The organism is Lentisalinibacter salinarum, assembly GCF_040706555.1.
Taxonomy (GTDB): Bacteria; Pseudomonadota; Gammaproteobacteria; order Steroidobacterales; family Woeseiaceae; genus Lentisalinibacter; species Lentisalinibacter salinarum.
Map to the genome: position 1 here is coordinate 564593 of NZ_JAPDRH010000003.1, position 24419 is coordinate 589011.

Genomic DNA, 24419 nt, shown 5'->3' on the forward strand with positions numbered 1-24419 from the left:
TGACAATAGCGCCGCGCGTGCCAGAATACCCGGCTTTCCCGCACACTCCGCAGAGAGAATTTCGAGTGGCTAACATCAAATCAGCAGAGAAACGGGCCCGGCAGGGCGAAGAGCGCCGCAAGCACAACATGGCGCTCCGTTCCCGCCTGCGCACGCGCATCAAGAAAGTGATCAAGGCAATCGAGTCCGGTGACAAGGAAGCGGCCCAGGCCAGCTATCGGGAGGCAGTCCCGGTGATCGACTCGATGACCAGCAAAGGCATCATCCACCGCAACAAGGCGGCGCGCCACAAGAGCCGTCTGAACAAGCGGATCAACACCCTCGGCTGACACCGGAGCGCATCCGCAGAAAAAACCGGCCGTCGGCCGGTTTTTTTATGCCCCGTTCATGCCTTGCGCTCGCGCTCCAGATGCGCCATCACGTCACGGGCGAGCGCCTCGGTACCGGCCCCCGCCGCGGCACTGACCGCGTACACCGGCCCGGTCCAGCCGATCTCCGCGAGCAGATTCGCACGCACTGCCTCCAGCGCGGTGTCCTCGAGCAGGTCGATCTTGTTCAGTACCAGCCAGCGGGGACGCGCCGCGAGTCCGGCGCCGAACTCCTGCACCTCGCCCTCGATGGCGGCGAATGCCGCCGCCACGTCGTGACCGTCGACCGGCGCGACGTCGACGACGTGCAGCAGCAGCCGGGTCCGCTCCAGATGCTTCAGGAAGCGGATGCCGAGGCCGGCGCCTTCGGCCGCGCCCTCGATCAGTCCCGGAATATCCGCCATCACGAAGCTCTGCGCGGGACCCACCCGTACGACGCCGAGATTGGGATGCAGCGTCGTGAACGGATAGTCGGCCACCTTCGGCCTGGCCGCGCTCATGGCCCGGATCAGCGTGGACTTGCCCGCATTCGGCAGGCCGAGCAGCCCGACGTCGGCCAGCAGCTTCAGTTCCAGCTTCAGATGCCGCGCCTCGCCCGGCGTCCCGTTGGTGGTCCGGCGCGGCGCACGATTGGTGGAACTCTTGAAGCGGGTGTTGCCGAGGCCGCCGCGGCCGCCGTCGGCCACCTTCAGCCGTGCGCCGTCGTCCGCGAGGTCGCCCAGCACCTCGCCGGTATCCACATCGGCGACGATGGTGCCGACGGGCACGCGCACGGTCAGATCGTCGCCGGAGCGACCGGTCTTGTTCCGCCCGGCGCCGCCCTCACCGCTCTCCGCGCGAAACTTGCGCTGTACACGGAAGTCGGCCAGCGTGTTGATGCCCTGGTCGGCCTGCAGCCAGACGCTGCCGCCATGGCCACCGTCGCCGCCGTCCGGCCCGCCCCGCGGGATGTACTTCTCGCGGCGGAAACTCAGGCAGCCGTGGCCGCCGTTGCCGGCCTGCACTCGGATGGTCGCTTCGTCGACGAATTTCATCGGAATTTCAGCGCGAGACAAAAAAACCCCGCCGCAGCGGGGTTTTCTCAGCGGGACGGAGGGCCGTCATTGGCCGCGGGGCCACGGCTCCGGGTCCGGCTGCGCCGATCAGGCGTCGACGACGCTCACGTACTTGCGGCCCTGCGGTCCCTTCTTCTCGAACAGGACCTTGCCGTCCGCCTTGGCGAACAGCGTGTGGTCCCGGCCGACGCCCACGTTGGTGCCGGCATGGAAGCGGGTGCCCCGCTGGCGCACGAGGATGTTGCCCGCCACCACGGACTGGCCGCCGAAGAGCTTCACTCCCAATCGTTTGGATTCTGAATCGCGGCCGTTCTTACTGCTGCCGCCTGCTTTCTTGTGTGCCATTGTCGTCTACCTGCTCGTCCGGTGGCGCCGCGCGGCGGCGCATGTCAATACTCGTTACTCGTCGCTGCCGGCCGCTTCCTTCCCGGCGGCCGCCTTCTTCGCCGCCGTCTTGCCGGCAGTCTTCTTCTTCGCAGCCGTTTTCTTCGTCGCGGTCTTCTTGGCGGCCTTCTTTTTGGCTACCTTCTTCTTCGGTGCGGCCTCGGCCTTCTCTGCCGGTCCCGCCGTCATACCGGCACCGCTGATGCCGGTGATCTCCACCTCGGTAAAGGCCTGGCGATGGCCGCCCAGGCGCTTGTAGTTCTGGCGCCGCTTGAACTTCACCACGTCGATCTTGCGGCCCTTGCCCTGCGCCAGCACCTTCGCCTCGACCTTGCCGCCATCGATCAGCGGCTTGCCGACACTGAGCTCGCCGCCGGCGCCGATCAGCAATACCTCGTCGAACTCGATGGAAGCCCCTTCTTCGGCAGGGAGACGCTCCAGCCGGAGCTTGTCGCCCGTGCTGGCCCGATACTGCTTGCCGCCACTACGAAAAACCGCGTACATCTCGAACTCCGGAAGCGGGCTCCGACCAACCGCGGCCGCCCCTTCGCCTGTCTGTCATTACCCGTTGTGAACGGAGAGAACGGACCCGATAGAGGCCGGTGCGGCCGGCGGGTCCCCAAAAGACCGGGCATTGTACGGCCTGCATCCCGGTCGGTCAACGGGGCAGGCCCACGAATAACCCCCGGATTCAGGGGCTTGGACAGCCTCTGACAAGGGGCGCCGGCTCGCCAAGCGGCGCCGTTTCAGGCATTATCGATCGCCGATATGTATGCCGCAGAAGACACCCGCCGAGTCGCGACGCTGGATGCGCTGCGACACCTGACGCGTTCCGACATGGACCGCGTGGACGCGCTCATCCGCGAGTCGCTGCAGAGCGACGTGCTGCTCGTCTCCCAGGTGGCGGAGTACATCATCGGCAGCGGGGGCAAGCGCCTGCGCCCCTTGCTGGTGCTGCTCGGCGCCCGCGCGCTGGCCTACGACGGCGAGGAGCATATCCGGGCCGCCGCCATCATCGAGTTCATCCACACGGCCACGCTTCTGCACGACGACGTCGTGGACGCCTCGGACCGCCGGCGCGGCCGCCATACCGCCAACCACGTGTTTGGTAACCAGGCCAGCGTGCTGGTGGGCGACTTTCTCTACTCCCGCTCCTTCCAGATGATGGTGCGCATCGGCGACATGCAGGTCATGGACATACTCGCCGACGCCACCAACACCATCGCCGCCGGCGAGGTCATGCAGCTGATGAACGTGCACGACCCGGACACGACGGAAGAGCGCTATCTCGAAGTGATCTACCGGAAGACGGCCAAGCTGTTCGAGGCCGGCGCGGCCATCGCCGCCGTACTGGCGGGCCAGCCGGCCGACGTCCGCGACCGCATGGCGGAATACGGACGCAGCCTCGGCGCCGCCTTCCAGCTGGTGGACGATGCGCTGGACTACAAGGCATCCCCCGACGAGCTGGGCAAGGACCTGGGCGACGACCTGGCCGAAGGCAAGCCGACCCTGCCGCTCATCCACGCGATGAGCAGGGGCACGCCGGAGCAGCGCACCCTGATCCGCGCGGCCATCGAGAACGGCGGACTGGACAACCTGGCGCCGGTACAGGCGGCCATCGAGTCGACCGGGGCGCTGGAATACACGGCCGAACGCGCGCAGCGTGCCGCCGACGACGCCATCGCGGCGCTGGCCGGCCTGCCGCCGTCGGATTACAAGGACGCACTGATCGCCGTCGCCGAATTCGCCGTCAACCGTCGTTCCTGACGTCGCGAGGCGGTGATGACCCACTCTGTCGAGCCCCGCGGGGCACAGCGCGCCACAATGACGGCCACGATTGCGGCTACCGCGCTGTTCGTCTGCGGCGCACTGCTGCTCTGGACGCCGCCGGCGGCCGCCGAAGGGCCTCCCGTCACCGTAAGCGAGGCACGCATCCAGCCGGTGGTACGCATCCTGCCGGTGAGTGGCACAGTAACCTCTCCGCGCTCTGCGCTGCTCTCTCCCTCCGTCGGCGGCCTCATCGATGACTTCGCGGTAGACGCCGGCGATACGGTCGCGGCGGGCGACATCCTCGTCAGCCTTGACGACGAACTCGTGGAACTCGCCCTGGAGCGTGCCGGGGCCACCCTGGCCGAGGCCGAGGCCGGGCTGGCCGATGCCCGGCGGCGGCTGGCCGAGGCGGAGCGGCTCGGCAGCGAACGGGGCATCCCGGAGACCGAAATCGAATCCCGCCGGGCGGAGGTGGCCACCGACGAGGCGGCACTGCAGGCGGCGAGCGCGGCGTTCCGCCAGCAGCAGGCGGTGGTGCGGCGGCACGAGATCCGGGCACCGTTCGCGGGCGCCGTCGCCCGGCGGCTGGCGGAGGTCGGCGAGTGGGTCAATCCGGGCGACGGCCTGCTGGAGCTGGTGGCCGTCGACGGGCTGCGCTACGACTTCCGGGTGCCGCAGAATTATTACGCGGACATTTCCCCGGACACTCTCATCGATATCAGCCCCGATGCCGCGCCGGAGGAATCCATCCCGGGCGACATCATCGCCATCGTGCCGGTGAACGACCCCGCCGCACGCACCTTCCTGCTGCGCGCCGTGGCCGCCGAAGGACACAGCCTGCCGGTGACGCCCGGCATGTCCGCCCGCGGCGCGCTGCATCTGGACACCGGCCGCAAGGCCGTGGTGGTACCCCGCGACGCGCTCATCCGCTATCCCGACGGCCGCATCACCGTGTGGGAACTGCAGACCGGGGGCGATGCGGCGACGGTGTCCGAACAGCGCGTCGAGACCGGCCTCGAGTTCGATGGCCTGGTGGAGATCGTAAGCGGAATCGGGGCGGACACCCGCGTGGTCACCCGGGGCAATGAGGCGCTGCAGAACGGACAGACCGTCACCGTGACCAGGGACTAGGGGCCGTGTTCGAGGCCATCGTCCGTAACGGCATACTGACCACCGTCGCCGCCCTCATCATCGCGGTCATCGGGCTCGTGGCCGCACTGCGCATCCCGGTGCAGATGATCCCCGACCTGGAGGTGCGGACCATCTCGGTGCGCACCTCGTGGCCGGGCGCGACCCCTCAGGATATCGAGAAGGAAATTCTGATCGAGCAGGAAGAGTACCTGCGCAGTATTCCGAACCTGCAGCGACTCGAGGCCACGGCCTCCAGCGGCCAGGCCCGCATCGAGCTGGACTTCCCGTTCGGCGTGGACATCACCCAGACGCTGATCCGGGTCAACAACGCGCTGAACCAGGTTCCGTCCTACCCCCTGAACGTGGACGAGCCGCGGGTGGACGCCACCAGCTTCTCCTCCAACGCCTTCATGTTCTTCCGCGTCTCCCCGCTGCCGGGCAATCCCCGCTCGCTCGACATGGACATGATGCGGGACTTCATCGAGGACAATGTGCGCCCGCGCATGTCCAGCATGCCGGGCGTGGCCCAGGTGGGCGTCGGCGGCGGCGCCGAGCGCCAGATCCGTATCCTGCTGGATCCCTCCCGGCTGGCGGACCGGGGGCTCACCATCAGCGACGTCCGGGACGCGGTGCGCGCCCGCAACCAGGACATCTCCGCCGGTGAAGTGGAGAGCGGCAAGCGCCGCTATCTGCTGCGCACCGTCGGGCGCTTCGGGGACGTCGCCGACCTCGAGGGGCTGATCATCGAGCGGCGCGGCGACACGATCATCCGGCTGGAAGACGTGGCCCGGGTGGAACTCGACCATTTCGAGATCCGCGATCTCTCGTTCGTGGACGGCGACCCGGTGATCAGCCTGTACGTGCGCCGGGAGACGGGCTCCAACGTCATCGACATCAAGTACGCCATGCTGGATGCGGCGGAGGACATCAACGCCGACCTCCTGAACCCGGCCGGCATGGAGCTCGAACTCACGGCGGAGGACGCCGGCTACGTGGAGGCCTCGGTGGCCAACGTCTGGCTGAACCTCAGCCTCGGCGCGCTGTTCGCCACGCTGGTGATGTACCTGTTCCTGCGCTCCGGCCGCGCCACCCTGGTGGGCGTCATCGGCATCCCCATCTGCACCATCGCCGCGTTCATCGGCCTGCTCGTGACCGGGCGCACCATCAACGTGATCTCGCTGGCCGGCGTCGCCTTCGCCATCGGCATGACGCTGGACAACAGCATCGTCGTCATCGAGAGCATCGAACTCGAGCGCCGCCGCGGGCTGGACCGGTTCAAGGCGGCCATCGCGGGCGTGCGCAACGTCTGGCCCGCCGTGCTCGCCTCCACGCTGACCACCATCCTGGTATTCACGCCCATCGTTTTCATCGAGGAGGAAGCCGGCCAGCTCTACTCCGACATCGCCATCGCCATCGCCGCCTCCATCCTCGCCTCCATGCTGGTGGCGGTCACCCTGATCCCCACGGCCAGTGCGCGGCTGGAGTTCGGCACCAGCCAGCGACAACCGGGCGGACAGCACCTGCGTGATCGCCTGCTCGCCGGCGTCGAAACGCTGATCGCAACCCGCGGGCGACGGCTCGGCACGATCGGCGTCACCGTCGCCGCCAGCCTTGCCGTCATCTTCATACTCACCCCGCCGGCGGAGTATCTGCCGGAGGGCGAGGAGCCGAAGATATTCGCCCGCATGAGCGCACCGCCGGGCTACAACCTCGAAACCATGGCGGATATCGGCCTCGAGATACAGGACTACTTTCTCGACTTCGTCGGCGACGACCCCGGCCGTTTCGACGCGGGCGATGCGCCGGTACCCGCACTGCAGTATCTCAACCTCGGCATCGAGGCGGACGGCATGCGCATCATCACCGAGCCGATCGACCCGGATCACGTCGACGCATTGATGGACGTGCTCACCGACAAGTACGAGAGCTACCCCGGCATGCGGGCATTCGCCTCGCGGGGCTCCATCATCACCAGCAACGACGGCGGTACGCGCTCCATCAACCTGGACATCTCCGGCCCGACCCTGGCGGTGATTTACGAAGCGGCACTGGCGGCCTACCGGCGCTCGGAGGAAGTATTCGGCAACCCCCGCATCCAGTCCAACCCCTCTTCGCTCGCGCTGTCGCAGCCACTGGTGGAGGTGCGCCCCGATTGGGATCGCGCCTCGGAACTCGGCATGAGTGCCGCCGACGTGGGCCTGACGGTGGCGGCGCTCACCGACGGCGCCTTCGTGGACGAGTTCTTCCAGAACGACGACAAGATCGATATCTACCTTTTCGGCCGACGCGGCACCGAGGCGAAGCTCGACGATATCGGCGATCTGCCGGTGTGGACCCCCCGCGGCACGGTCCTGCCGCTCTCAGCGCTGGTCAGTATCGAGGAGACCGTGGACACCAGCACCGTCAGGCGCGTGAACGGCCAGAGAACGGTGACGCTGAACGTCATCCCGCCGGAGAGCATCGCACTGGAGACCGGCGTCGAGATGATGCGTTCGGAGGTCATCGCCCGGCTGCGCGAGACCGGCGCGCTGCCCGCCGGTGTCAATGTGGACATCTCCGGCGCCAGCGACCAGCTGGCCGCCACCCAGGCCGCCCTCGCGGACAACTACCCCGTCGCACTCGTCATCGTCTTCCTGCTGCTGGTGGCGATCTTCCGCCACTGGGGCTATCCGCTGCTGATCATGACCACCATCCCGCTCGGCATTGCCGGCGGCATCGTCGGCCTGGTATTGCTGAACCTGGTGGGCGCCGCCCTGCCGCTCGTCGGGCTGAACCCCATCCGCCAGCCCTTCGACATGATCTCCATGCTGGGCTTCCTGATCCTGATGGGCACCGTGGTCAACAACCCCATCCTGATCGTCGACCGGGCCATGCGGCAGATCCGCGAGACCTCCGCCTCGGCACTGGAGGCCGTGCGCGAGGCGGTGCGAGTGCGGTTGCGGCCGATCGCGATGTCCACGCTGACCACCATCTGCGGTCTGTCGCCGCTCGTATTCATGCCCGGCGAGGGCACGGAACTCTACCGGGGCGTCGGCGCCATCGTTTTGTTCGGCATCCTCGGCGCCGCCGTGGTATCACTGACCATGCTGCCCGTGCTGACGGTCACGGCGCTGGAGTGGCGCCGTCCCGAAAAGGAGTAGAACGACCGAGCCGGTGATCGATGCCGACACCATAACGGGGACACCCTGGCACGCGCTGCCGGCGGACGAGGCGCTCGACCGGCTGGAGAGCGACAGGGAGGGTCTGGGCGACGACGAGGTCGGGAGACGGCAGGAAGAGTTCGGCCCCAACGAGCTGCCCCGGGAAGGTCACGCAGGGCTGCTGCTGGTCGTGCTGCGCCAGTTCCGCGACCCCCTGATCTACATCCTGCTGATCGCCGGCAGCGTCTCGCTGGCCATCGGCAGCATCAACAACGCACTCTTCATCTTCGCCGTCCTGGCGCTGAACGCCGGTATCGGCGCCTGGCAGGAGTACCGGGCGGAGACCAGCGCCGCCGCCCTGCGCGAGGCGCTCGCCATCCGCGTCCGGGTGCGGCGTGACGGGCGGGAGAGAGAGGTGCCCAGCGGCGACCTGGTACCCGGCGACGTCGTGCTGCTGGAGGCCGGCGATTCCGTGCCCGCCGACATACGCCTGCTGCGCGGTAACAACCTGCACGCCGACGAGTCCATGCTTACCGGCGAGTCGCTGGCCGTGCCGAAGGACGCCGACGCGGCGCTGGACGAGGACACGCCGCTGGGCGAGCGCGAGACCCTCGTCCACGCCGGCAGCGCCGTCGTCGATGGCAAGGGCGAGGGCGTGGTCTGCCGTACGGGCACCGCGAGCGAGGTAGGCCGCATCGCCGAATCGCTCAGCGAGGAGGACCAGGCGCCGCCGCTGGTGCTGCGGCTGCGCCGCTTCACGCGGCGCATCGCCATCCTCGTTCTGGCCGCGGTGGCAATACTCTCGGTGGTCCAGTTCTGGCGCGGCGCGGAACTCCTGCAGATTTTCTATCTGGGCGTGGCGCTGGCCGTCTCCGCCATCCCGGCCGGGCTGCCGGTGGCCATCACGGTGGCGCTCTCCATCGCCTCCAGCCGTATGGCAGCCCGCCACGTCATCGTCCGCCAGTTGCAGGCGGTCGAGGGCCTCGGCGCGTGCACGCTGGTGGCCAGCGACAAGACCGGCACCCTCACCGCCAACGTCCTCACGGCCAAGCGCATCGTGCTGCCGGGTGGCACGGAACTGGAAGTCGAGGGTGAAGGCTACGGTCCCGAAGGCAGCATTACGGACAGCGACGGCGACGAGCCGGACGAAGACGACCGGGAGGCGCTGCTCCGCCTCGCCACGGCCGGCGTCCTGTGCAACGAGGGCGAGCTGCGAGCCGGCGAGAACGAAGATGAAGACCCGGAGGTGAAAGGCGACAGCGTCGACATCGCCTTCCTGGTGCTCGGCGCGAAACTGGATCTCGAGCGCCAGGAGCTGCTCGAGGATCGACGACAGACCGGCGATATCCCGTTCGAGTCCAGCCGCCGCTATGCCGCCAGCTTCCACGCAGCTGAAGACGGCACGCTCGTCTGCGTGAAGGGGGCCGCCGAGGTGGTCTCGGAGATGTGCAGCGGCGTCGACGGGGATGACGTCGCCGAGCGGGAGGCCCACCTGGCCGAGCGGGGCTACCGGGTACTCGCCGTGGCCGCCGGGCGCACCGACAGTAACAACCCCGGCGAGGACGACCTCGCCGGCCTCGACTTGCTCGGCCTCGTGGCCCTCATCGACCCGGTGCGTCCGGAGGTGCCGGAGGCCATCGAGCGGTGTCACTCGGCGGGCGTCGAGGTGCGCATGATCACCGGCGACCATCCCCGCACCGGCCTCGCCATCGCGCGGGAACTGGGCATCGCCGGCGAGGACGACGAGGCCGTGACGGGACGGGAGCTGAAAGACCTGGAAGACGACGACCCGGAGGAATACGACCGGCGCATCGCCCGGGCCAAGGTCTTCGCGCGCGTCGAGCCGACCCAGAAGACCGACATCGTCGCTCGGCTGCAGGAAGCCGGCCACTTCGTCGCCGTGACCGGCGACGGGGTCAACGACGCACCGGCGCTGAAGGGCGCGCACATCGGCGTGGCCATGGGCGAAGGCGGCACCGACGTGGCGCGGGGCGCGGCGGCGCTGATCCTCACGGACGACAACTTCGCCTCCATCGTGCACGGCATCGAGGAAGGCCGCGGCGCCTACGACAACGTGCGCAAGGTCACCTGGCTGCTGCTCGCCACCGGCGCCGGCGAGGTGCTGCTGTTCTTCCTCGCCATCTTCGCCGGCCTGCCACTGCCGCTGAATCCCGTCCAGCTGCTGTGGCTGAACCTGGTCACCAACGGCATCCAGGATGTGGCACTCGCGTTCGAGAAGACCGAACCCGGCGTCCTGGAACGCAAACCCCGATCCCCGGACCAGCCCATCTTCGACCGGCTGATGATCCGCCACACGCTGACTTCCGGCCTGTACATCGGCGGCGTCGCCTTCGCCGTGTACTACTATCTCATCCAGGCCGGCTACGGCGAGTACGAGGCCCGCAACCTCCTGCTGCTCCTGATGGTACTCTTCGAAAACGTGCATGCGTTCAGCTGCCGCTCGGAGCGGCGCTCGGCGTTCCGGGTGCCGCTCACGGCGAACCTGCTGCTGGTGGCGGCGGTGGTCGCGGCGCACGGCGTCCACATCGGCGCCATGTTCGTGCCCGGTCTGAGCGATGTCCTCGGCATCGGGCCCGTCTCCGCCGGTGTGTGGCTGACCCTGCTGCCGATCGCCGTCTCCCTGCTCTTCGTCGACGAGATCGCCAAGCTGATCCACCGCCGGGCGGAGCCCGGAAGGGAGACCGGATGAACGAGTCGCTGACACTTTCGTCACTGTTCGAGAAGCTTGGCAGCCATGGCAAGCACCCCGCGGTGGTCGAGGCGGACGGTGGCGACAACCCCGTCCTCACCTACCGGCAACTCGCGGACCGCGTCGATGCCGTCGCCGTCGGCGCGGATGCGGACGGATACGATCGTGTCGCCCTGTTCGCCACCCCGGACGCCGACTGGATCAGCGTCTTTCTAGGTCTGCTCAGGGCAGGCATCACGGCCGTGCCGATCGACACCCAGATGGAGCGGGAACAACTCGAAGGCATCTTCTCGAACGCCGACATCCCCTGCGTGATCGCGGACGAGGCGCGCGCCTCGATGCTGGAGGAGATCGACTACGACGGCACCGTGCTCCGGCTCGACCGCGACGGCGGCGCCCGCAGCTGGCAGCGCTGGCTGGACATCGACGGCGAAGCGCCGGATCTGCCGGGGGCGGAGGACACGGCCCTGCTGCTGTTCACCAGCGGGACCACCGGCCCGCCGAAAGGCGTGCCCCTGAAGCACCGCAACCTGGCCTTCCAGGTGCGCACGGTGGAGGAGACGGGCCTGGTCGCCGCCGACGACTGCATGCTCCAGCCGCTGCCGCTACACCACGTCTACCCCCTGGTCATCGGCACGCTGGCGCCGCTGTCCCTCGGCATCCCCATCGTCATACCGGCCAGCCTGACCGGCCCGGACATCATCCGGGCCATCCGCGCCCACAGCGTCACCATCATCCTGGGCGTGCCGCGTCTCTACGCCGCCCTGCTCGCCGGCGTGGATGCCCGAATCGACGGCCTGCCGGCCCCCGTCAGGGTGGTGCTGCGCGGGCTCATCCGCAGCTGCACCGCACTGCGCCGTGCCACGGGCGTGAATGCGGGCCGCTACCTGCTGCGGCCCCTGCATCGCCAGCTCGGCCCGACCTTGCGCATGCTCGCCTCGGGGGGCTCGCCGCTGGACGCCGCCACCGCCCACCGGCTGGAAGGCATCGGCTGGGACGTGGCCATCGGCTACGGCCTCACCGAGACGGCGCCACTGCTCACCATCAAGATGCCCGGCCGGGGCCATCTCGATACCGTGGGCCGGGTCGTCGACGGCATCGAGCTCTCCATCGACCGCTCGGTGCAGACGGCCGGCGACGCCGACGCCGGCGAGATCCTCGCCAGGGGCCCCGGCGTCTTCGAGGGCTACCTGGACCGGGAGGACGAGACCCGGGAGTCCTTCACCGACGGCTGGTTCCGCACCGGCGACCTCGGCCGCATCGACGACGACGGCTACCTGCACGTGCTCGGCCGCAAGAGCACCATGCTCGTCACCGCCTCAGGCGAGAACATCCGCACGGAGGCCCTGGAGGAGGCGTACGCCGAACACCCGCTGATCGCGGAGATCGGCATACTGAAGGACGGCGAACAGCTGGCCGCCGTCATCTTTCCGGACCTAGAGGCGCTGCGCCGGGAATCCCGCGCGGCGGAGGACGCCATCGGCGCGGCCGTGCGCGAGCGCTCGCGCACCCTCCCCTCCTACCAGCGCCTCGACCGCTACCGCGTCACCCACGAGCCCCTCGACCGCACGCGGCTGGACAAGATAAGGCGGAACAAGCTGGAGGAGCGCTACGAGTCCCTCGCCGACGGCGAGGATGCGGAAGGCGGCGAGCCCATGGCCATCGACGACATGACCGCCGAAGACCGGGAACTGCTGCGCAACGAGCGCGCCCGCAAGGCCTGGGACCTGCTGGCGGAGCGCTACCGGCAGACGCGCCTTACGCCAGACACCAGCTTCCAGCTCGAGCTCGGCGTCGACTCCCTCGGCTGGCTGGATCTCAGCATGGACATCGCCCGGCGCACCGGCGCCGAGCTGCGCGAGGACGACATCGCCGACATCGAGACCGTGCGCGACATGCTGGCCGCCGTCGCGGAGAAGGAAGAATCCGTCGAGGAACTGCACACACCGCTCGAACGGCCGGACGCCGTGCTCACCAACGAGCAGAAGGAGTGGCTCGAGCCGCGTTCCCGGGCCAGTACCATCACCGCGCGGGCAGCCTACGCCGTCAACACCGGCCTGATGCGAGCGGCGTTCCGGGTGAGTGCCTCCGGCGAGCCGCCGCCGCAATCCGGGCCGCTGCTGATCGCCCCTAATCACACGAGCTTCCTCGATCCCTTCGTGCTGGCGGCCACGCTCCCGCCCGACCTGCGGGTGAACACGTTCTGGGGCGGCTGGACCGGCTGGGCCTATCGCAACGCCGTCTTCCGTGGCTTCAGTCGTCTGGGCCGCGTCATCCCCATCGACCCGCATCGCACCGTGGTCTCCAGCCTCGCTTTCGCCAAGGCCGCGCTGGACCGGGACCGCATGCTGGTCTGGTTCCCCGAGGGCGAGCGCTCCCGGGACGGCGAGCTGCAGCCGTTGCGCCCCGGCATCGGCGTGCTGCTGGAACATGCACCGGAAGTCACGGTGCTGCCCGTCTCCATACAAGGCGCATTCGAGGCCTGGCCGAGGGGACAGCGCCTGCCGCGCCCCGCACGCATCGTCGTCCGTTACGGCGAGGGGATCAGCGTGCAGGCCCTCCACGACCGCGGCGACGGCGAGACCGATCGCGAACGCATCCTGGACGGCCTTCGGGGCGCCATCCGGGACCTGCAGGAGCAGGATTGAAAGGCGCTCGCGCCGATTGAGTCGGCGGGGCCGCTCAAGTACACTACCCGCCCTCTGCGGCAGCTGTCCGCCGGTATGGAGACCGGAAAGTCTCCTCCCGAACCGGCACTTACGGACGCTGCGCACGGCACCGTCGGCCTTCCGCAGCCGACGATCCAAGCGGAATCGGGGTGTAGCTCAGCCTGGTAGAGCACTGTCTTCGGGAGGCAGGGGCCGGAGGTTCAAATCCTCTCACCCCGACCAATAAAAACAATAAGTTACCAAATATCGCTCTCCTCCTCCCAGCCCCGTAAGTGCACTGTAAGTGCAGTTTTTCTTTTCGCAGCCACCAAAAATCAGCTCCCACGAGCTTTGCTCTCGCGCTCGAAATGTCGACAAGGCGCGCAGGGTTTTATTGTCGCCGTCTGCCTTTCAGATCCTTAGCCTCTCAGTATCTGGATGCATGGATCGCCGGTAATGTCCAAAGCCCGTCGTCTCTATTCCGTTCAAGAGGCTTATGAGCTTCTCAACATCAGTCGCGCCAAGTTCTATTCGTTGGTCAGTTCCCAACAAATCGAAACAGTTAAAGTCGGAAGTCGTCGCCTTGTGCCCTGCGAAGCGATCGATGAATTCGTTATTCGCCTAAGAGCGAAGGGCGCCTATCGCTGGGATCGGAAACCCAAAGAGAACTGAGTCTGCAGGGAAAAACGCCTCCCGCCTTTTGAGGGACAGTGGCGAGCTGTCCAGTGCATCATAGGCGCACAGCCGAACCTTTCAGCACTCGAATTCGCCTTCGTCTGTCTTTCCCCTTTTAGTTCGACTTTATCCACCGTTTCTGATGGCTCTCTGACCGGGTCTGTGTTCTTGGCCAATGTCTTGCATCGAGTTGCGGCGCCAATGCCGCACTTCATTTTTTCGTAAGAAAAATGCGATCGCCACAATTCGGACTCGCCGACGACAGGGTGGCACCCTCACCTATCAGGCTGAGGTTTGAATCAAGAAGGATGGAAGACTGGTTCATCGCGAGTCCAGGACGTTTCCGAAACGACGGATGGCGACCGCCTGGGTAGCCAAGCTTGAGAAATAGCTCAGTAAGCCTACCGGTGTTTCGCGTCGTCAGCATCAGGCATCACTGGGTTCATTACGGAAGGTCCTCGTCAAATACCGTAAAGAGGTCTCCGAGATCCGGCCCATGGGACGGAGTAAAACCGCCCATATCAAATTCCTCGAGAACTCGAATCTGGCGAATCTGAATGTTCTCGACATCAATCCATCAGACCTGATCGCACACGTGAGAGAGCGGCGCAAAGCGGGCGCCGGAGCCTCTACCGTTAATAACGACATCATTTGGCTAAGGGTCATTCTCCGCTATGCGCGGGCCGCATGGGAGGTGCTCTTCGATCTATCTATTATCGACGACGCGTATTCCGTCCTGCGAGCGGAGAAGCTCGTATCCAAGGCGCGTGTCCGCACCCGTCGCCCGACTGATGAAGAGTTGAATGCTCTGACCGAGTATTTTCGGCAGCGCGACCGCCGATCTGCTCTCCCGATGGTCGACATCCTCTGGTTTGCTATCCACTCAGCACGCCGCCAGAGCGAAATTACAAACTTACTCTGGGCTGACAATGACAAAAACACGCAGACCGGGATTGTTCGAAATCTGAAGCATCCGACCGAACGCGAATACTTCCGTCGCTTTAAGTACGCACCGGACGCTTGGAGTATCGTTTGCCGGCAGAAGAAAGTTGCAGCTCGAATATTTCCGTACAACCCGAAGACCATCGGTGCCGCGTTCACACGGGCATGCCGTGTGCTAGAGATCGAAGACCTCAGATTTCACGATCTGCGTCACGAGGCCACCAGTCGTCTTTTTGAAGCTGGCTACTCCATTGTCGAGGTGCAGCAATTTACGCTTCATGACAGCTGGGCAACGCTAAATCGCTATACTCATCTACGGCCTGAGGCCGTCGTCATCCGATCCAATCCAGACACTGGCAACACTGTAAGGGAGCCCACCGCAACATACACTCGACCGCCTAGCGCTGCACCCAGAACCACCGAGACACCTCTTCCGACTCAGCAGGTCTCCTCTAACTGCTCCGGCAGTCACAAATTGGATCGAAGGGAGCTTATACGCTGTTACGTTCAGCCCGATTTAATTACCTAGAGATAGAGCGAGTCGCTGTATGCCGAATCCCAATAACACAGGCTGCGATGTCTCTATTCGCGGGCTGTCATCCGAACAAGGCCAGGAGCTAGTATAGCAATTCGGGCCTGGGAGCGGTTATCGACGAGGTCACGCGCGCGCTCAGAATCGTCCGGAATATGCACATGCAGTACAGGGTCAAGTTTAGTATTACAGCCAGCGTCGATTGCCAGATTGACGAACGTGGGCGTTTTGCCGCCCGGTAAGCCGGCTACCCAAATGACGCCAATCGCCGGGCCTACCAATAGGCCCAGACCGATCAGCGTGTGGCGTTTTTCTCGACACCGACGTACCGCGACTACGGCCAGGCCTCGACAACAGCGAATCAACCTTGTGAGTCGCTTACGCGTTTAATCTGGCGCCTTACGCTCGGCTATCGGATCCGGCGTGATTTCACTATCGTCACGCTGCACTTGCGCACACAATGTCCTAGCAAACGTAGTCATTTCACAGATCGGACGCCTCAATTGTCGTGCTCGTCCCAGTGCGCATCGATCGCAGCGGCAATCGCTTCCTGCGTACGGTGATAACGAATCACGTCGACATCCTCAAGATGTTGTCTCAGGATTGCCGGCCAGTGGTCCGGTACTCCGTGATTCCTTCCCCCTTTCGCGAGCGTTTCGATGAGTGCCTCACGATAGATCTCAAGATGCGGTTCATTGCGCCAGTCATCCGCCCGAGCCACTACAGACTCGACCATTTCGGATGCGAACCGCCCGGCCAGCGCAGGGGCGAGCAATACCGTGTTCATGACCCTTCCCAGGGCGATCACCGACTGCATCGGTATTGCGCGTTCTCTCGCTTGCTCGTCGTGATACTCCGGTGCATCTTGTCCGCTGGCGATCCACTTGCACAGCACGTCCACGATTTCATACACCTGGTAGTGATACGGCGTCGGGAACTCGGATTGCAGATCGACGTCCTCCCGCGGGTCAATGTTCAGAACAATCTTGTCGGCGAAAATTGGCAAGTAGTGCAGCCACATGTGCCATGGAATGCCTTGATGCAACGCCTCGGTCACCATGTAGTCGAACAGACGGATGACCGCGTATGCAGGGCACTGCCAAATTTCCACATCGTGGTAGCGATCCAGCGGTTGATTGAAACGGTCCGAATCCGAATTCCGGCGGCGTTTGCCGTAATCGGCGCACAAATAATCGCCGATAGACTTGTACAGGTGCAGTCGCTCGGCCGTGCGCACATCGTGAAAATAGAACCAGAGGCATCGATTTTCCGGATCGTACTGGTATCGATGGTAGGCACCCGAACGATTGGTCTGGTTGCGGCGGATCTCTGCAAACAAAATGCTGTGCGGATCATCCAGCACGCAACGGAACCACTTTTCCTGAAAGCCAGCCGCCTCTCGAACATCGTACTTCAACACGTCCATGGCCAGATAGGGGTAGGCGGTCGCGACCGTCTCGACGAATGGGTCCGACAAGAGAATCCTGTGCACGGTTTCTCGAGCACTGTCCCTCGAGCGCTCATGCGCTGGTAACAGTCGCGACAGCGCCCTGGCGCCGACCCGGACGGGTTTAGGCCAACCTTTTGACGGATGCCGACGCTGGACAAGTCCTTGCCAAGTGGGCGGTGCCAGCCAGTGTCGCAGGCGGACGAGCGTGTAGTTGTTTTCGTAGATCGCCATCAGTTCTGGCAGATAGCGTCTGAGCAACTCGGCCAGCTCGCCAGTCTTGCGTTTGTGAAGAAGGTCGGTAGCCAAGCGGCTAAAAGACTGTATGCGTTGTCGCCGCAACCCGCCGAATCGTATCCGAAGGAACACCCACAAGAGGGCGCCCACGATGACCGAAAACGTGGTCAGCGATGCATTGAACCCCCAGCGCCAGGGACCGAGATCCAAGGCAAGTCCGAGAGCCTGTAAGACCGGTTGATACAGAATGTAAAACACCAACGTGATAGCCGTCGCCACGACCATAAGGTCATACCAGGCAAACTTAATCTTGAGGTCGAGGACACGCTCAAGCGGCAATAGCGCGTAGATCGCTACGGCGAACGATAGGATGGTGATCAGAGTCTCCGGCGACAACTTTCCTCCTCGATACGCAGGTTGGTCACGGCCCGTTGGCCGTCACGAGCGCCTTAGCCAGTCTACAGGAGCCGATAGTGCTTGATCCGCGCGTCAATGCCATTGCTGTGCAGGTAGGCCAAGAATCGACGCCAAAGCGGGCGCCCCGTCAAGCCACGCCATACCGCCTTCGGCACACTCACGCCATCGATCGGTTTCAGGCCGGCCCGGATCCTCGGCATATTCAAGAGAAACTTGGCCATGCGTCTATGGATACGATGCTCATTTACAACGACAATGACGACGCTTTGCGGCACGATGACACGCGAGAACTCAGCAACGACAATGCCACCGAGGTCTGAGGAAATGCCACCGAACTCGTCAACCTGTACTCAGTATTTCTTGCCACCCGTCGCCGTCGTCGGTCACTTTTTGATCGGCGGAAAGCGAATCTCCTTCGCCGGCACGGTGACCGGGCACGACGACGGTCGATTCTCTATACAGATAGATGATCAGGACTGGTCGGGGGTTGACTACGTTGCGATGCATAGTACGCGCGGCACACCGGGCACGAAGTCCGATTACTTCAGCCTGCATGCGGCGAGTGCCGACGGCAAGACCTTTGCCAGCGACACCGTCTGGTTTACGTATCTGTCCAATCGCGGCGCGGCCGTTGATTTTCATCGACTTACCGTGACGTTGTCGGGGGAAACCGAAGTGACCTCGCCGCGACTGGCTATGCGTCTGCGGGGCCTGCGCAATTTTGGCCCAACCGTTGCTGACACGCCATTGGGGGTAGTGGATCTGCGCGCGGCGCACGATACCAATACCGACGAGCCCGCTGGCGTTGTCTTGATAGAGGCGCCGGCCGAGAGTCCGAGTGCGAACTGGCGGCAAGAGGCCGAGGCGTTCCTGGTGTTTCTGCGTTGTGGTATGGCACTCGCCCACGGGGGACGCCTGCAAATGCCGCTGCTCGAATACTACGATGGCACGAGCTGTGCCGCGACCTACTACGCCGGCCGCGGTTCCGAGCCTGAATTGGGCGTGCATCACCCGCTCGCTAACACCGAGTATTTTCAGGCCGTGACGAGGCGCTACTTCATCGACCCACCTTGGCCTGACTTGTTGTGGGAGGTCCAGGGCTGGATGCATCTCGAGTCAACGCACGACGAGGTGCGCGTGCTCTCGGCCGTTATCGCGCTCGAAACGCTGCTGAGGCTGCTGCCAGCCGTCGACACCGTGCATATCGACAAAGCGACATTCAAGCCCATCAAGGAACGCCTCCACAAGACGCTAGACGGAATTAGTGGATTGAGTCCTACACTTCGAGAGACCTTCGCCAACTCGATATCAAGCATGAACAAACGCCCATTGCGCGACAAGGTCGAGGCTATACTCGATCACTATCAGGTTCGCAAAGACGATATCATCGGCCCGCTGAAATCCGCAATTAACGAGCGCAACAAGATCGTTCACGAAGGGCAGGCACAGAATCCAGATGACACCTGGGATCTTGCGGTGCTGACCCGTGAAGCCGTGACCCGAATTCTCTTGAAAGAGATGCGCTACGAGGGAACCTACGAGTGCTACCTTGGCGGTCGGCACACACGCATGTTTCCAAGCTGCCAACCGACGACGTGACGTTTGGCAATCCTATGTGGTTGAAAGTCACGGCGAGCTTCTCTCGCCTTAACGCCAAGCCACCGCCCTAGCTTCGATCTACTCCTGCGATCGCTAGTGAACGTCAGTCTTTAACCAGCAGGTCGCAGGACTCTGGATAGGTTTTCCCGATGCGCTCATAGGTCTCGTCACCCTCCGTGTGCACGTGGAGAATCCTTGCCGTGTCAATACACCGGGAGATCGATAAATCGTGTCCCGATATCTCGTTGGGCGCCCCATGCGTCTTCGCCCAGGCTTGAAGCACCGTTTCTGCCACGGTGAACGCGTTCAGCGACTCATCCAGCGAGGTTTCAATTTCGAGAATGCGCGGTCTTCCGATGTTCTTTAACTTCGCGGCAACTTTTTCGTCTCGCAACCAAAAATACGCCGACTCCCCGCCCCAACTGCTGAGCAGTGGCACCACGCCGGAACGCGTGCAGTGCATTGGCACTGATACGGTCCAGAATCGATTTGACCGGGCGTTATCTTGTTCGTGAAACGGGCTGTGACGATGGATCGTCGTTGCTTCCGCGTCTATTAGGTGCCCCTGGCGAACGAGTGCATCGAGCCGCTCGTTCAGCAGGGTAAGTGTCGACGACTGCAGCCTCTCCTTAACCGAGATCACCTCATCATCGGTTAGCCGTGTGTAGTGCCATACCCGGATGCGGCGATCGTTCAGCATTGGCGCAATGACATGCTCGCGCAACCGAAGATGCTCGGCACCGAATGGATTGGGCTTAAGCATCTCGTACCGATCACTGTTGATGTACTCGTCCATCAACCGATGATCCTCGCGTGCGTAGTTGACGATCAGCTCTGAGTTGTCCCAAAGAACATGTCGGAGTTCGGCGTCAAACGTGTCCGGATTCCATGCATCCACTTCAGCAACCAGTCGCCAGTAGGCTAAACCAATCATGTCTAGCCAAAAAAAAAGGGGGGGGGGCTGGCTCATCGCGCNTCGAACGGACATCCCCTTCCAGCAATCGTTTCGGTGTTGGGCGAAGGTCGGCAAGAAACGCCGCTTTTCAGCCATCACCCGGATCGTCGTTGACAGTCACCCAGCGGCCCCTAAATACCTGTCTGACATTGATTGTTCGGTACTCTTTGAACAAGAGGGTCTTTCCAATTTCGCCGTCATCGTTCCTGGTTGATCCAACAATAGAGTTCACCGTGACGATCTCATTTCTAGTCGGTTTCGAGATCCCGTGCAACGTGATTGATGGCCGATGCAACTGTGCAGTAGATCATCAACGCTTCTTCGCGCGAATAATCGACCGTCCGATTGTTAGCGTCCGGATGTGCACCAAGGTGCGTTGCATGGCGTGCCGCGTTGATGAGGTAATCCAGGCGATCGCGCTTCGACATCGCCTGCCGCGATTTGTGACCTTCACCGTATTGCCTCACTGCGGAACCGACTAAGTCAGTACGCCCTGCGTGACTCAGCATTGTCTCCAGCGCCTTTCGACACTCGGTGACCGCACTGCCGTAGTGACCAGTATGCAAGAGCTGTCCTGCGCTATTGAGTGCTATTCGAACATCGCTGAGGTCGCCATTGTCATCGGGTACTATGGGGATCTCAACCAATATGGAAATGCAGTAGTCCATCTGTTTTAGTACCTCGACCCATTGGCTTTGATTGATCCGGAACAATACATCGTCATGCTCAGTCGCAAGCCGCTCGCCGACTCGCTCGCACGCTATCTGAGCCGAGACCTCAAACCCTTGCCCTGCGCGAAGCTTTTCAATCGCCTCAATTGTCGAGGGCGGAACCAGGAGTTCAAACATGACTGAGCTGGACTGATCGAACTCGTACGGGGTGAGTATCTGCGGATACTCAGCGTCCGCTCTCCCCAGACGCAGCCTATTGTCCCCTGCATCTATTCTGGCTCGAAAGGCCCGAAAAGTGCTCCGTGTAGAACCAAATTTGCTCTGCCACGCCGACAGCTGATACGTGATGCTGAATCGCAGCAGATACCCATCCACCGCGCGAGCGCCGGATACACCGCTGGCGCTTAGACGGATCGCCTCATGGCCGCTTTCATGCTTGATGCCCATCGCGTCATCTTACTGTTGGTGGGGCTATTTGAGCAAAATCGCGCCGCTTAGGTACTCTAATACTCTAGGACTTTTCTCGTGACGCCAAAAGAAAGAGGCAACTAGCCCGTTGCGATACGCGTTTCAACAGGTAAATCGAAATGAAGCTGTTCGACTGGATGGATAACGAGCGATGGCTCGCCGATATTCCTGCCTACGGGGAACGGACTCTGAACAACGCGGTTCTAACAACATTGGCGACATCCCGGCCCGATGGTTTTTGGTCAGACGATTTATCTTGGTTTCCACAAAACGCAGCGGATTGCGAGCTGGACCGCCAGTTCGCTAGCTACTACACGCATATCCGGGCGTATCACGCTTGCCGCCCTACGGACGTCGGGTCTTACTTACAACACGGTCTGCTCGGTCAGAACCGGGCGCTCATCGAATCCAGTTTTCGGTCCATTTTTTCCGACGTTGACGAAGCCCTAATGGAACGCGCCATTGACGCCATGGATAGTCGCGGAAACCATGAGAACGGCAAGATCTATTTCTCATGCGACTCGCACGAACTGGTTGAGTACTGTGATCACTACCTCCTCCAAGGGAGCGAGTATCTAATGGCTTTGGCGGCACGATTGTGCGAATACAATCCCGGCCTTGAGGACTACCGACTACGCTTGAGGAGAACGGGTATTCCAACGGTGTTCGAGGTTGGCATTCCGGTTGAACAGATCCCGGTGCCGCAAAGACACGGTTTGATGAAGTCGATCATCTCCGCATGGGCGTACCACCACCTGGCACCCAACGAGGATACTGGCGACACAATGAGGTTTGTCCTTCACAGCGACCTGGCCCCCCAAAACATAATGTCCCACTTCCACCCGGCCAGCATCCCGGACCCACACTTTGGGCGACAGCCCGTGAAGACAGAAACGACTCGTTGCGACTACTGTCCGAGAAGTGGAGAGCCCAATAGTCCGGTTGATGTCTAGCGATAGCAATTGCCCAGTTCGCGAACCGATAAAACCTCCTCTCGATTTCGATTCCTTGTCGGAGACCTCGGACGCTAGGTTGCGGCTCACTAATTTCTGTGTTTTGGACCAAGCTTGTCGGACCCATGCCCCGTATGCTCGGTGAGTTTGTGATCGGCATGCCGAATAACGTCACCCGTATCAACGACCGTGACCTTTTCGCGGTATCGGTTGTTTCCTCGATCTATCCGCCTATCCTTGCGGACCAAGCGCCCGTCCACTGAATGCTCAGCGATCGATTTCACCTCACGAATGTACTTGCGCCGCCCCTGGTATCTAGGGTTTCTTACTTTGAGATCCACACTGGGGAGGACCTCGACGCCGGTGACTTTGATAGCGTTGAGAATTCCGCCGATCGTTCCGCACTTCGGACACGCGTCCAGCACCCCGAACGTTTCATCCGTGTAGTGGCAATTAAAACACGTTGCGCCAGTCATTTTCTCTTGATGCCCTGCATGCTTATTAGGCGGCCGCATGCTCTTGCTTCCTCGCAATCGGAAGATCGAGGACAACATCTGAATACTCAACTTGCGGACGTATCTTTCCACCCGGTCTCTTTTGGAGACTGATCAACCCGTAGCCGGCCATTGACTTCAATGTACGAGAAAGGCTTGCTGTCTTCCGTCCAGAGATTTTTGCCAACTCCGACACAGATTCGGGCTGATTATCAACAATCAACTGCAATAACGCGCGGTTGTTCTCTGAGAGAACACCGGCCAGGGCCTCGAAACTCGGAAAATAGACTTTAGGTTCGCCGCGCTTGGGCGTGTACTCGCCCCGCGCAATTGCAATATTCCGCTTCTTCATTTCCTCATAGCTCATGATGCCGACTTTGAGTGTCTTCATCGCTTTACTCCTAACTCGTCCAAGATCCGATCCACCGCTTTGTAGAAGTCCGTGATTAGTGTCGCAGTGTCTACAAAGTGATACACGCGCGTTTTGTCGTAGCGGTGCCGGTGGTCGTGAAAACGGTGTTTCTTGCCACCTGGACCTTTTCGCGCTCTGACTGGATGCGCGTTGTCGAATCCCAAGATTCGCTGACTGTCTGCATCGTGCAACGTCAGCGAATAACTCAGTCCATGCGGTCGTTCCGGGGTCGCGTCCGTTCGCTTTGCCTCTATCTTGACTCGGTATTTGCACCTCTCGTCCACAAAATGAATGGTTCCGTCGAGCTCGAGAAACCACTCGATCGTCGGATCGTTGTAGTGATCCTCTGTTGGCACTAGTTTAACACCCCTTGTTAACCCTTGTCACGCACCGACATCTCGAAACAATGCAAATAGCATACGTAACTCTTTGCTTTTCTGTAAATTATTACTTATGACGAAGTCTCTTGTCGCTAACTTGTGATCGCATCAGGCACTCGGTTTTCAAGAGAGCACTCCATTCGAGAAATTGCCAATGCTTTCTTCAGGAAGGAGGCCAGACGATACTTACGTACAGCTCGAAAATTAGCTCTATTGCGGCAAAGCCATTTTTCCAGTCCTGAGTCCGCGTAGACGTTCTCAAGCATCGACATGAGCCGACGGCCAGCGAGACCTCGCGATCCGGTGGCGACACCAACGCTATTCTCCTCTTCGGCAGCAGGTTCTCGGGCATAAGGCGAAATACGAGCAATCGAAAAAAGGCACTGTATCGCCACCCGGTACTCTCTAAAGTCCCTGCCATGCCTGTGTCGCGTTACCGAAATGATTCGTTTCGACCCCTCGCCTGCGCGGGAAAGTGGAATGGCGCGATATCGGCAATTGCCAATAGCGCCGCGTCAGCGAATCGCTAGCACCGCGAGCGGTCGGTCAGCGATCGGCGGGAATCCGGATACCGAGCGCCTCAATGAACGAAGGTTCAGCCCAAAGGACGCGGCGATCCTTTTCGAGCTCGCTACAAACCTCGACCGGCTCGGGACGTACGCCGCGGCCAGACACCGGCGCAAGCTGAAACGTATTCCGCTTTAGTCCCAGTGTGCGATGGACTGACAACCCATGTTCCTCAGCCAACGCCTCGATCTCCTCGCGCGTCACTCCCGCATTCGCTCGCACTGTTACGAACTGGCCTTCGATGAGTACGTGGCCGGCGTCGTCACGGTACAATCGGCGTGATTCGGCGTCGCCCTCATCTGCCGGGACAATCTCCCAGCCGGACTCTGCAAAATTGGCCAATTCCCCCCTGTCCTCAGCGGATAGCCCCAGCGCCGGATCAATTTCGCGAGCATGCCCCGCTTCATCGGCTAGCACCGCCGCGAGGCCCTCGAGTCTTTGTATCTTGCTGCACATATACCTAT

18 protein-coding genes, 1 tRNA gene and 1 pseudogene are annotated in these 24419 nt (G+C 62.6%); 12 read left to right on the forward strand and 8 right to left on the reverse strand.

The annotated features are described in order from the left end of the window. Positions 1 to 65: 65 nt before the first annotated feature. Complete coding sequence (gene rpsT, locus ACJMKZ_RS13200; RefSeq protein ID WP_405233669.1) at positions 66 to 329, forward strand: 30S ribosomal protein S20; 264 nt, start codon at positions 66 to 68, stop codon at positions 327 to 329. 56 nt (positions 330 to 385) lie between these two features. Here the strand turns inward: rpsT and cgtA are convergent, their stop codons facing one another. From cgtA to rplU, 3 genes and pseudogenes are all read right to left on the reverse strand, one after another. Next, the gene (gene cgtA, locus ACJMKZ_RS13205; RefSeq protein ID WP_405233670.1) at positions 386 to 1402 is read right to left on the reverse strand and encodes an Obg family GTPase CgtA; all 1017 of its coding nucleotides are present in this window, start codon (positions 1400 to 1402) and stop codon (positions 386 to 388) included. A 108-nt stretch (positions 1403 to 1510) separates the two neighbouring features. After that, positions 1511 to 1768, reverse strand: coding sequence for a 50S ribosomal protein L27 (gene rpmA / locus ACJMKZ_RS13210; protein ID WP_405233671.1), 258 nt, complete (start codon positions 1766 to 1768; stop codon positions 1511 to 1513). Between the two features lie 234 nt (positions 1769 to 2002). Further along, a pseudogene (gene rplU, locus ACJMKZ_RS13215) lies at positions 2003 to 2311 on the reverse strand (50S ribosomal protein L21); the annotation flags it as partial. A 264-nt stretch (positions 2312 to 2575) separates the two neighbouring features. Here rplU and ispB point away from each other — a divergent pair. From ispB to ACJMKZ_RS13255, 8 genes are all read left to right on the forward strand, one after another. Continuing rightward, positions 2576 to 3574 carry an octaprenyl diphosphate synthase gene (gene ispB, locus ACJMKZ_RS13220; RefSeq protein WP_405233672.1) on the forward strand — a complete coding sequence of 333 codons (999 nt, stop codon included), beginning with the start codon at positions 2576 to 2578 and terminating at the stop codon, positions 3572 to 3574. Between the two features lie 15 nt (positions 3575 to 3589). Beyond that, entirely contained in the window at positions 3590 to 4708 is a 1119-nt protein-coding gene (locus tag ACJMKZ_RS13225; RefSeq protein WP_405233673.1) for an efflux RND transporter periplasmic adaptor subunit, read from the forward strand. A gap of 5 nt (positions 4709 to 4713) precedes the next feature. Next, a complete protein-coding gene (locus ACJMKZ_RS13230) occupies positions 4714 to 7848 on the forward strand; it encodes an efflux RND transporter permease subunit (RefSeq protein ID WP_405233674.1) in 3135 nt (1044 codons plus the stop codon). 13 nt (positions 7849 to 7861) lie between these two features. Further along, the gene (locus ACJMKZ_RS13235) at positions 7862 to 10558 is read left to right on the forward strand and encodes a cation-translocating P-type ATPase (RefSeq protein ID WP_405233675.1); all 2697 of its coding nucleotides are present in this window, start codon (positions 7862 to 7864) and stop codon (positions 10556 to 10558) included. Further along, entirely contained in the window at positions 10555 to 13206 is a 2652-nt protein-coding gene (locus ACJMKZ_RS13240) for an AMP-binding protein (RefSeq protein WP_405233676.1), read from the forward strand. Before ACJMKZ_RS13235 ends, ACJMKZ_RS13240 begins: the two co-directional genes overlap by 4 nt. 166 nt (positions 13207 to 13372) lie before the next feature. Continuing rightward, positions 13373 to 13449 (forward strand) — tRNA-Pro (locus ACJMKZ_RS13245). Between the two features lie 213 nt (positions 13450 to 13662). After that, positions 13663 to 13878, forward strand: coding sequence for a helix-turn-helix domain-containing protein (locus tag ACJMKZ_RS13250; protein WP_405233677.1), 216 nt, complete (start codon positions 13663 to 13665; stop codon positions 13876 to 13878). Positions 13879 to 14377: 499 nt separating this feature from the next. Next, positions 14378 to 15352, forward strand: coding sequence for a tyrosine-type recombinase/integrase (locus tag ACJMKZ_RS13255; RefSeq protein ID WP_405233678.1), 975 nt, complete (start codon positions 14378 to 14380; stop codon positions 15350 to 15352). Between the two features lie 502 nt (positions 15353 to 15854). Here the strand turns inward: ACJMKZ_RS13255 and ACJMKZ_RS13260 are convergent. Continuing rightward, on the reverse strand, positions 15855 to 17435 hold the full coding sequence (locus tag ACJMKZ_RS13260; protein ID WP_405233679.1) for a hypothetical protein: 1581 nt from the start codon (positions 17433 to 17435) through the stop codon (positions 15855 to 15857). 77 nt (positions 17436 to 17512) lie between these two features. Here ACJMKZ_RS13260 and ACJMKZ_RS13265 point away from each other — a divergent pair, with 77 nt between their 5' ends. Further along, positions 17513 to 17776, forward strand: coding sequence for a tyrosine-type recombinase/integrase (locus ACJMKZ_RS13265; RefSeq protein ID WP_405233680.1), 264 nt, complete (start codon positions 17513 to 17515; stop codon positions 17774 to 17776). A 4-nt stretch (positions 17777 to 17780) separates the two neighbouring features. Continuing rightward, positions 17781 to 19055 (forward strand): hypothetical protein, encoded by a 1275-nt coding sequence (locus tag ACJMKZ_RS13270; protein WP_405233681.1) that lies wholly within the window; start codon positions 17781 to 17783, stop codon positions 19053 to 19055. Between the two features lie 1203 nt (positions 19056 to 20258). On the opposite strand, the gene ACJMKZ_RS13275 is transcribed toward ACJMKZ_RS13270, so the two are convergent. Next, a complete protein-coding gene (locus tag ACJMKZ_RS13275; protein ID WP_405233682.1) occupies positions 20259 to 21128 on the reverse strand; it encodes a hypothetical protein in 870 nt (289 codons plus the stop codon). A gap of 140 nt (positions 21129 to 21268) precedes the next feature. On the opposite strand from ACJMKZ_RS13275, the gene ACJMKZ_RS13280 reads away from it, so the two are divergent. Beyond that, on the forward strand, positions 21269 to 22102 hold the full coding sequence (locus tag ACJMKZ_RS13280; RefSeq protein WP_405233683.1) for a hypothetical protein: 834 nt from the start codon (positions 21269 to 21271) through the stop codon (positions 22100 to 22102). Between the two features lie 501 nt (positions 22103 to 22603). Here ACJMKZ_RS13280 and ACJMKZ_RS13285 read toward each other — a convergent pair. The 3 genes from ACJMKZ_RS13285 to ACJMKZ_RS13295 all read right to left on the reverse strand — a co-directional run bounded on the left by ACJMKZ_RS13285 (position 22604) and on the right by ACJMKZ_RS13295 (position 24411). Then, complete coding sequence (locus tag ACJMKZ_RS13285) at positions 22604 to 22987, reverse strand: HVO_A0114 family putative DNA-binding protein (RefSeq protein ID WP_405233684.1); 384 nt, start codon at positions 22985 to 22987, stop codon at positions 22604 to 22606. After that, on the reverse strand, positions 22984 to 23364 hold the full coding sequence (locus ACJMKZ_RS13290) for a toxin-antitoxin system TumE family protein (RefSeq protein WP_405233685.1): 381 nt from the start codon (positions 23362 to 23364) through the stop codon (positions 22984 to 22986). Before ACJMKZ_RS13290 ends, ACJMKZ_RS13285 begins: the two co-directional genes overlap by 4 nt. A gap of 570 nt (positions 23365 to 23934) precedes the next feature. Beyond that, on the reverse strand, positions 23935 to 24411 hold the full coding sequence (locus ACJMKZ_RS13295; protein ID WP_405233686.1) for a hypothetical protein: 477 nt from the start codon (positions 24409 to 24411) through the stop codon (positions 23935 to 23937). Between the last annotated feature and the right edge of the window lie 8 nt (positions 24412 to 24419).

Excerpts from the sequence above, each read along its gene's own strand:
- ACJMKZ_RS13240 (WP_405233676.1), top strand. The coding sequence starts at position 10,555 with ATGAACGAGTCGCTGACACTTTCGTCACTGTTCGAGAAGCTTGGCAGC.
- ACJMKZ_RS13280 (WP_405233683.1), top strand. The coding sequence starts at position 21,269 with ATGAAGCTGTTCGACTGGATGGATAACGAGCGATGGCTCGCCGATATT.
- ACJMKZ_RS13225 (WP_405233673.1), top strand. The coding sequence starts at position 3,590 with ATGACCCACTCTGTCGAGCCCCGCGGGGCACAGCGCGCCACAATGACG.
- ACJMKZ_RS13285 (WP_405233684.1), bottom strand. The coding sequence starts at position 22,987 with ATGAAGACACTCAAAGTCGGCATCATGAGCTATGAGGAAATGAAGAAG.
- ACJMKZ_RS13250 (WP_405233677.1), top strand. The coding sequence starts at position 13,663 with ATGTCCAAAGCCCGTCGTCTCTATTCCGTTCAAGAGGCTTATGAGCTT.
- rpmA (WP_405233671.1), bottom strand. The coding sequence starts at position 1,768 with ATGGCACACAAGAAAGCAGGCGGCAGCAGTAAGAACGGCCGCGATTCA.
- cgtA (WP_405233670.1), bottom strand. The coding sequence starts at position 1,402 with ATGAAATTCGTCGACGAAGCGACCATCCGAGTGCAGGCCGGCAACGGC.
- ACJMKZ_RS13295 (WP_405233686.1), bottom strand. The coding sequence starts at position 24,411 with ATGTGCAGCAAGATACAAAGACTCGAGGGCCTCGCGGCGGTGCTAGCC.
- ACJMKZ_RS13270 (WP_405233681.1), top strand. The coding sequence starts at position 17,781 with ATGCCACCGAACTCGTCAACCTGTACTCAGTATTTCTTGCCACCCGTC.
- ACJMKZ_RS13275 (WP_405233682.1), bottom strand. The coding sequence starts at position 21,128 with ATGGGCATCAAGCATGAAAGCGGCCATGAGGCGATCCGTCTAAGCGCC.
- ACJMKZ_RS13255 (WP_405233678.1), top strand. The coding sequence starts at position 14,378 with ATGGGACGGAGTAAAACCGCCCATATCAAATTCCTCGAGAACTCGAAT.
- ispB (WP_405233672.1), top strand. The coding sequence starts at position 2,576 with ATGTATGCCGCAGAAGACACCCGCCGAGTCGCGACGCTGGATGCGCTG.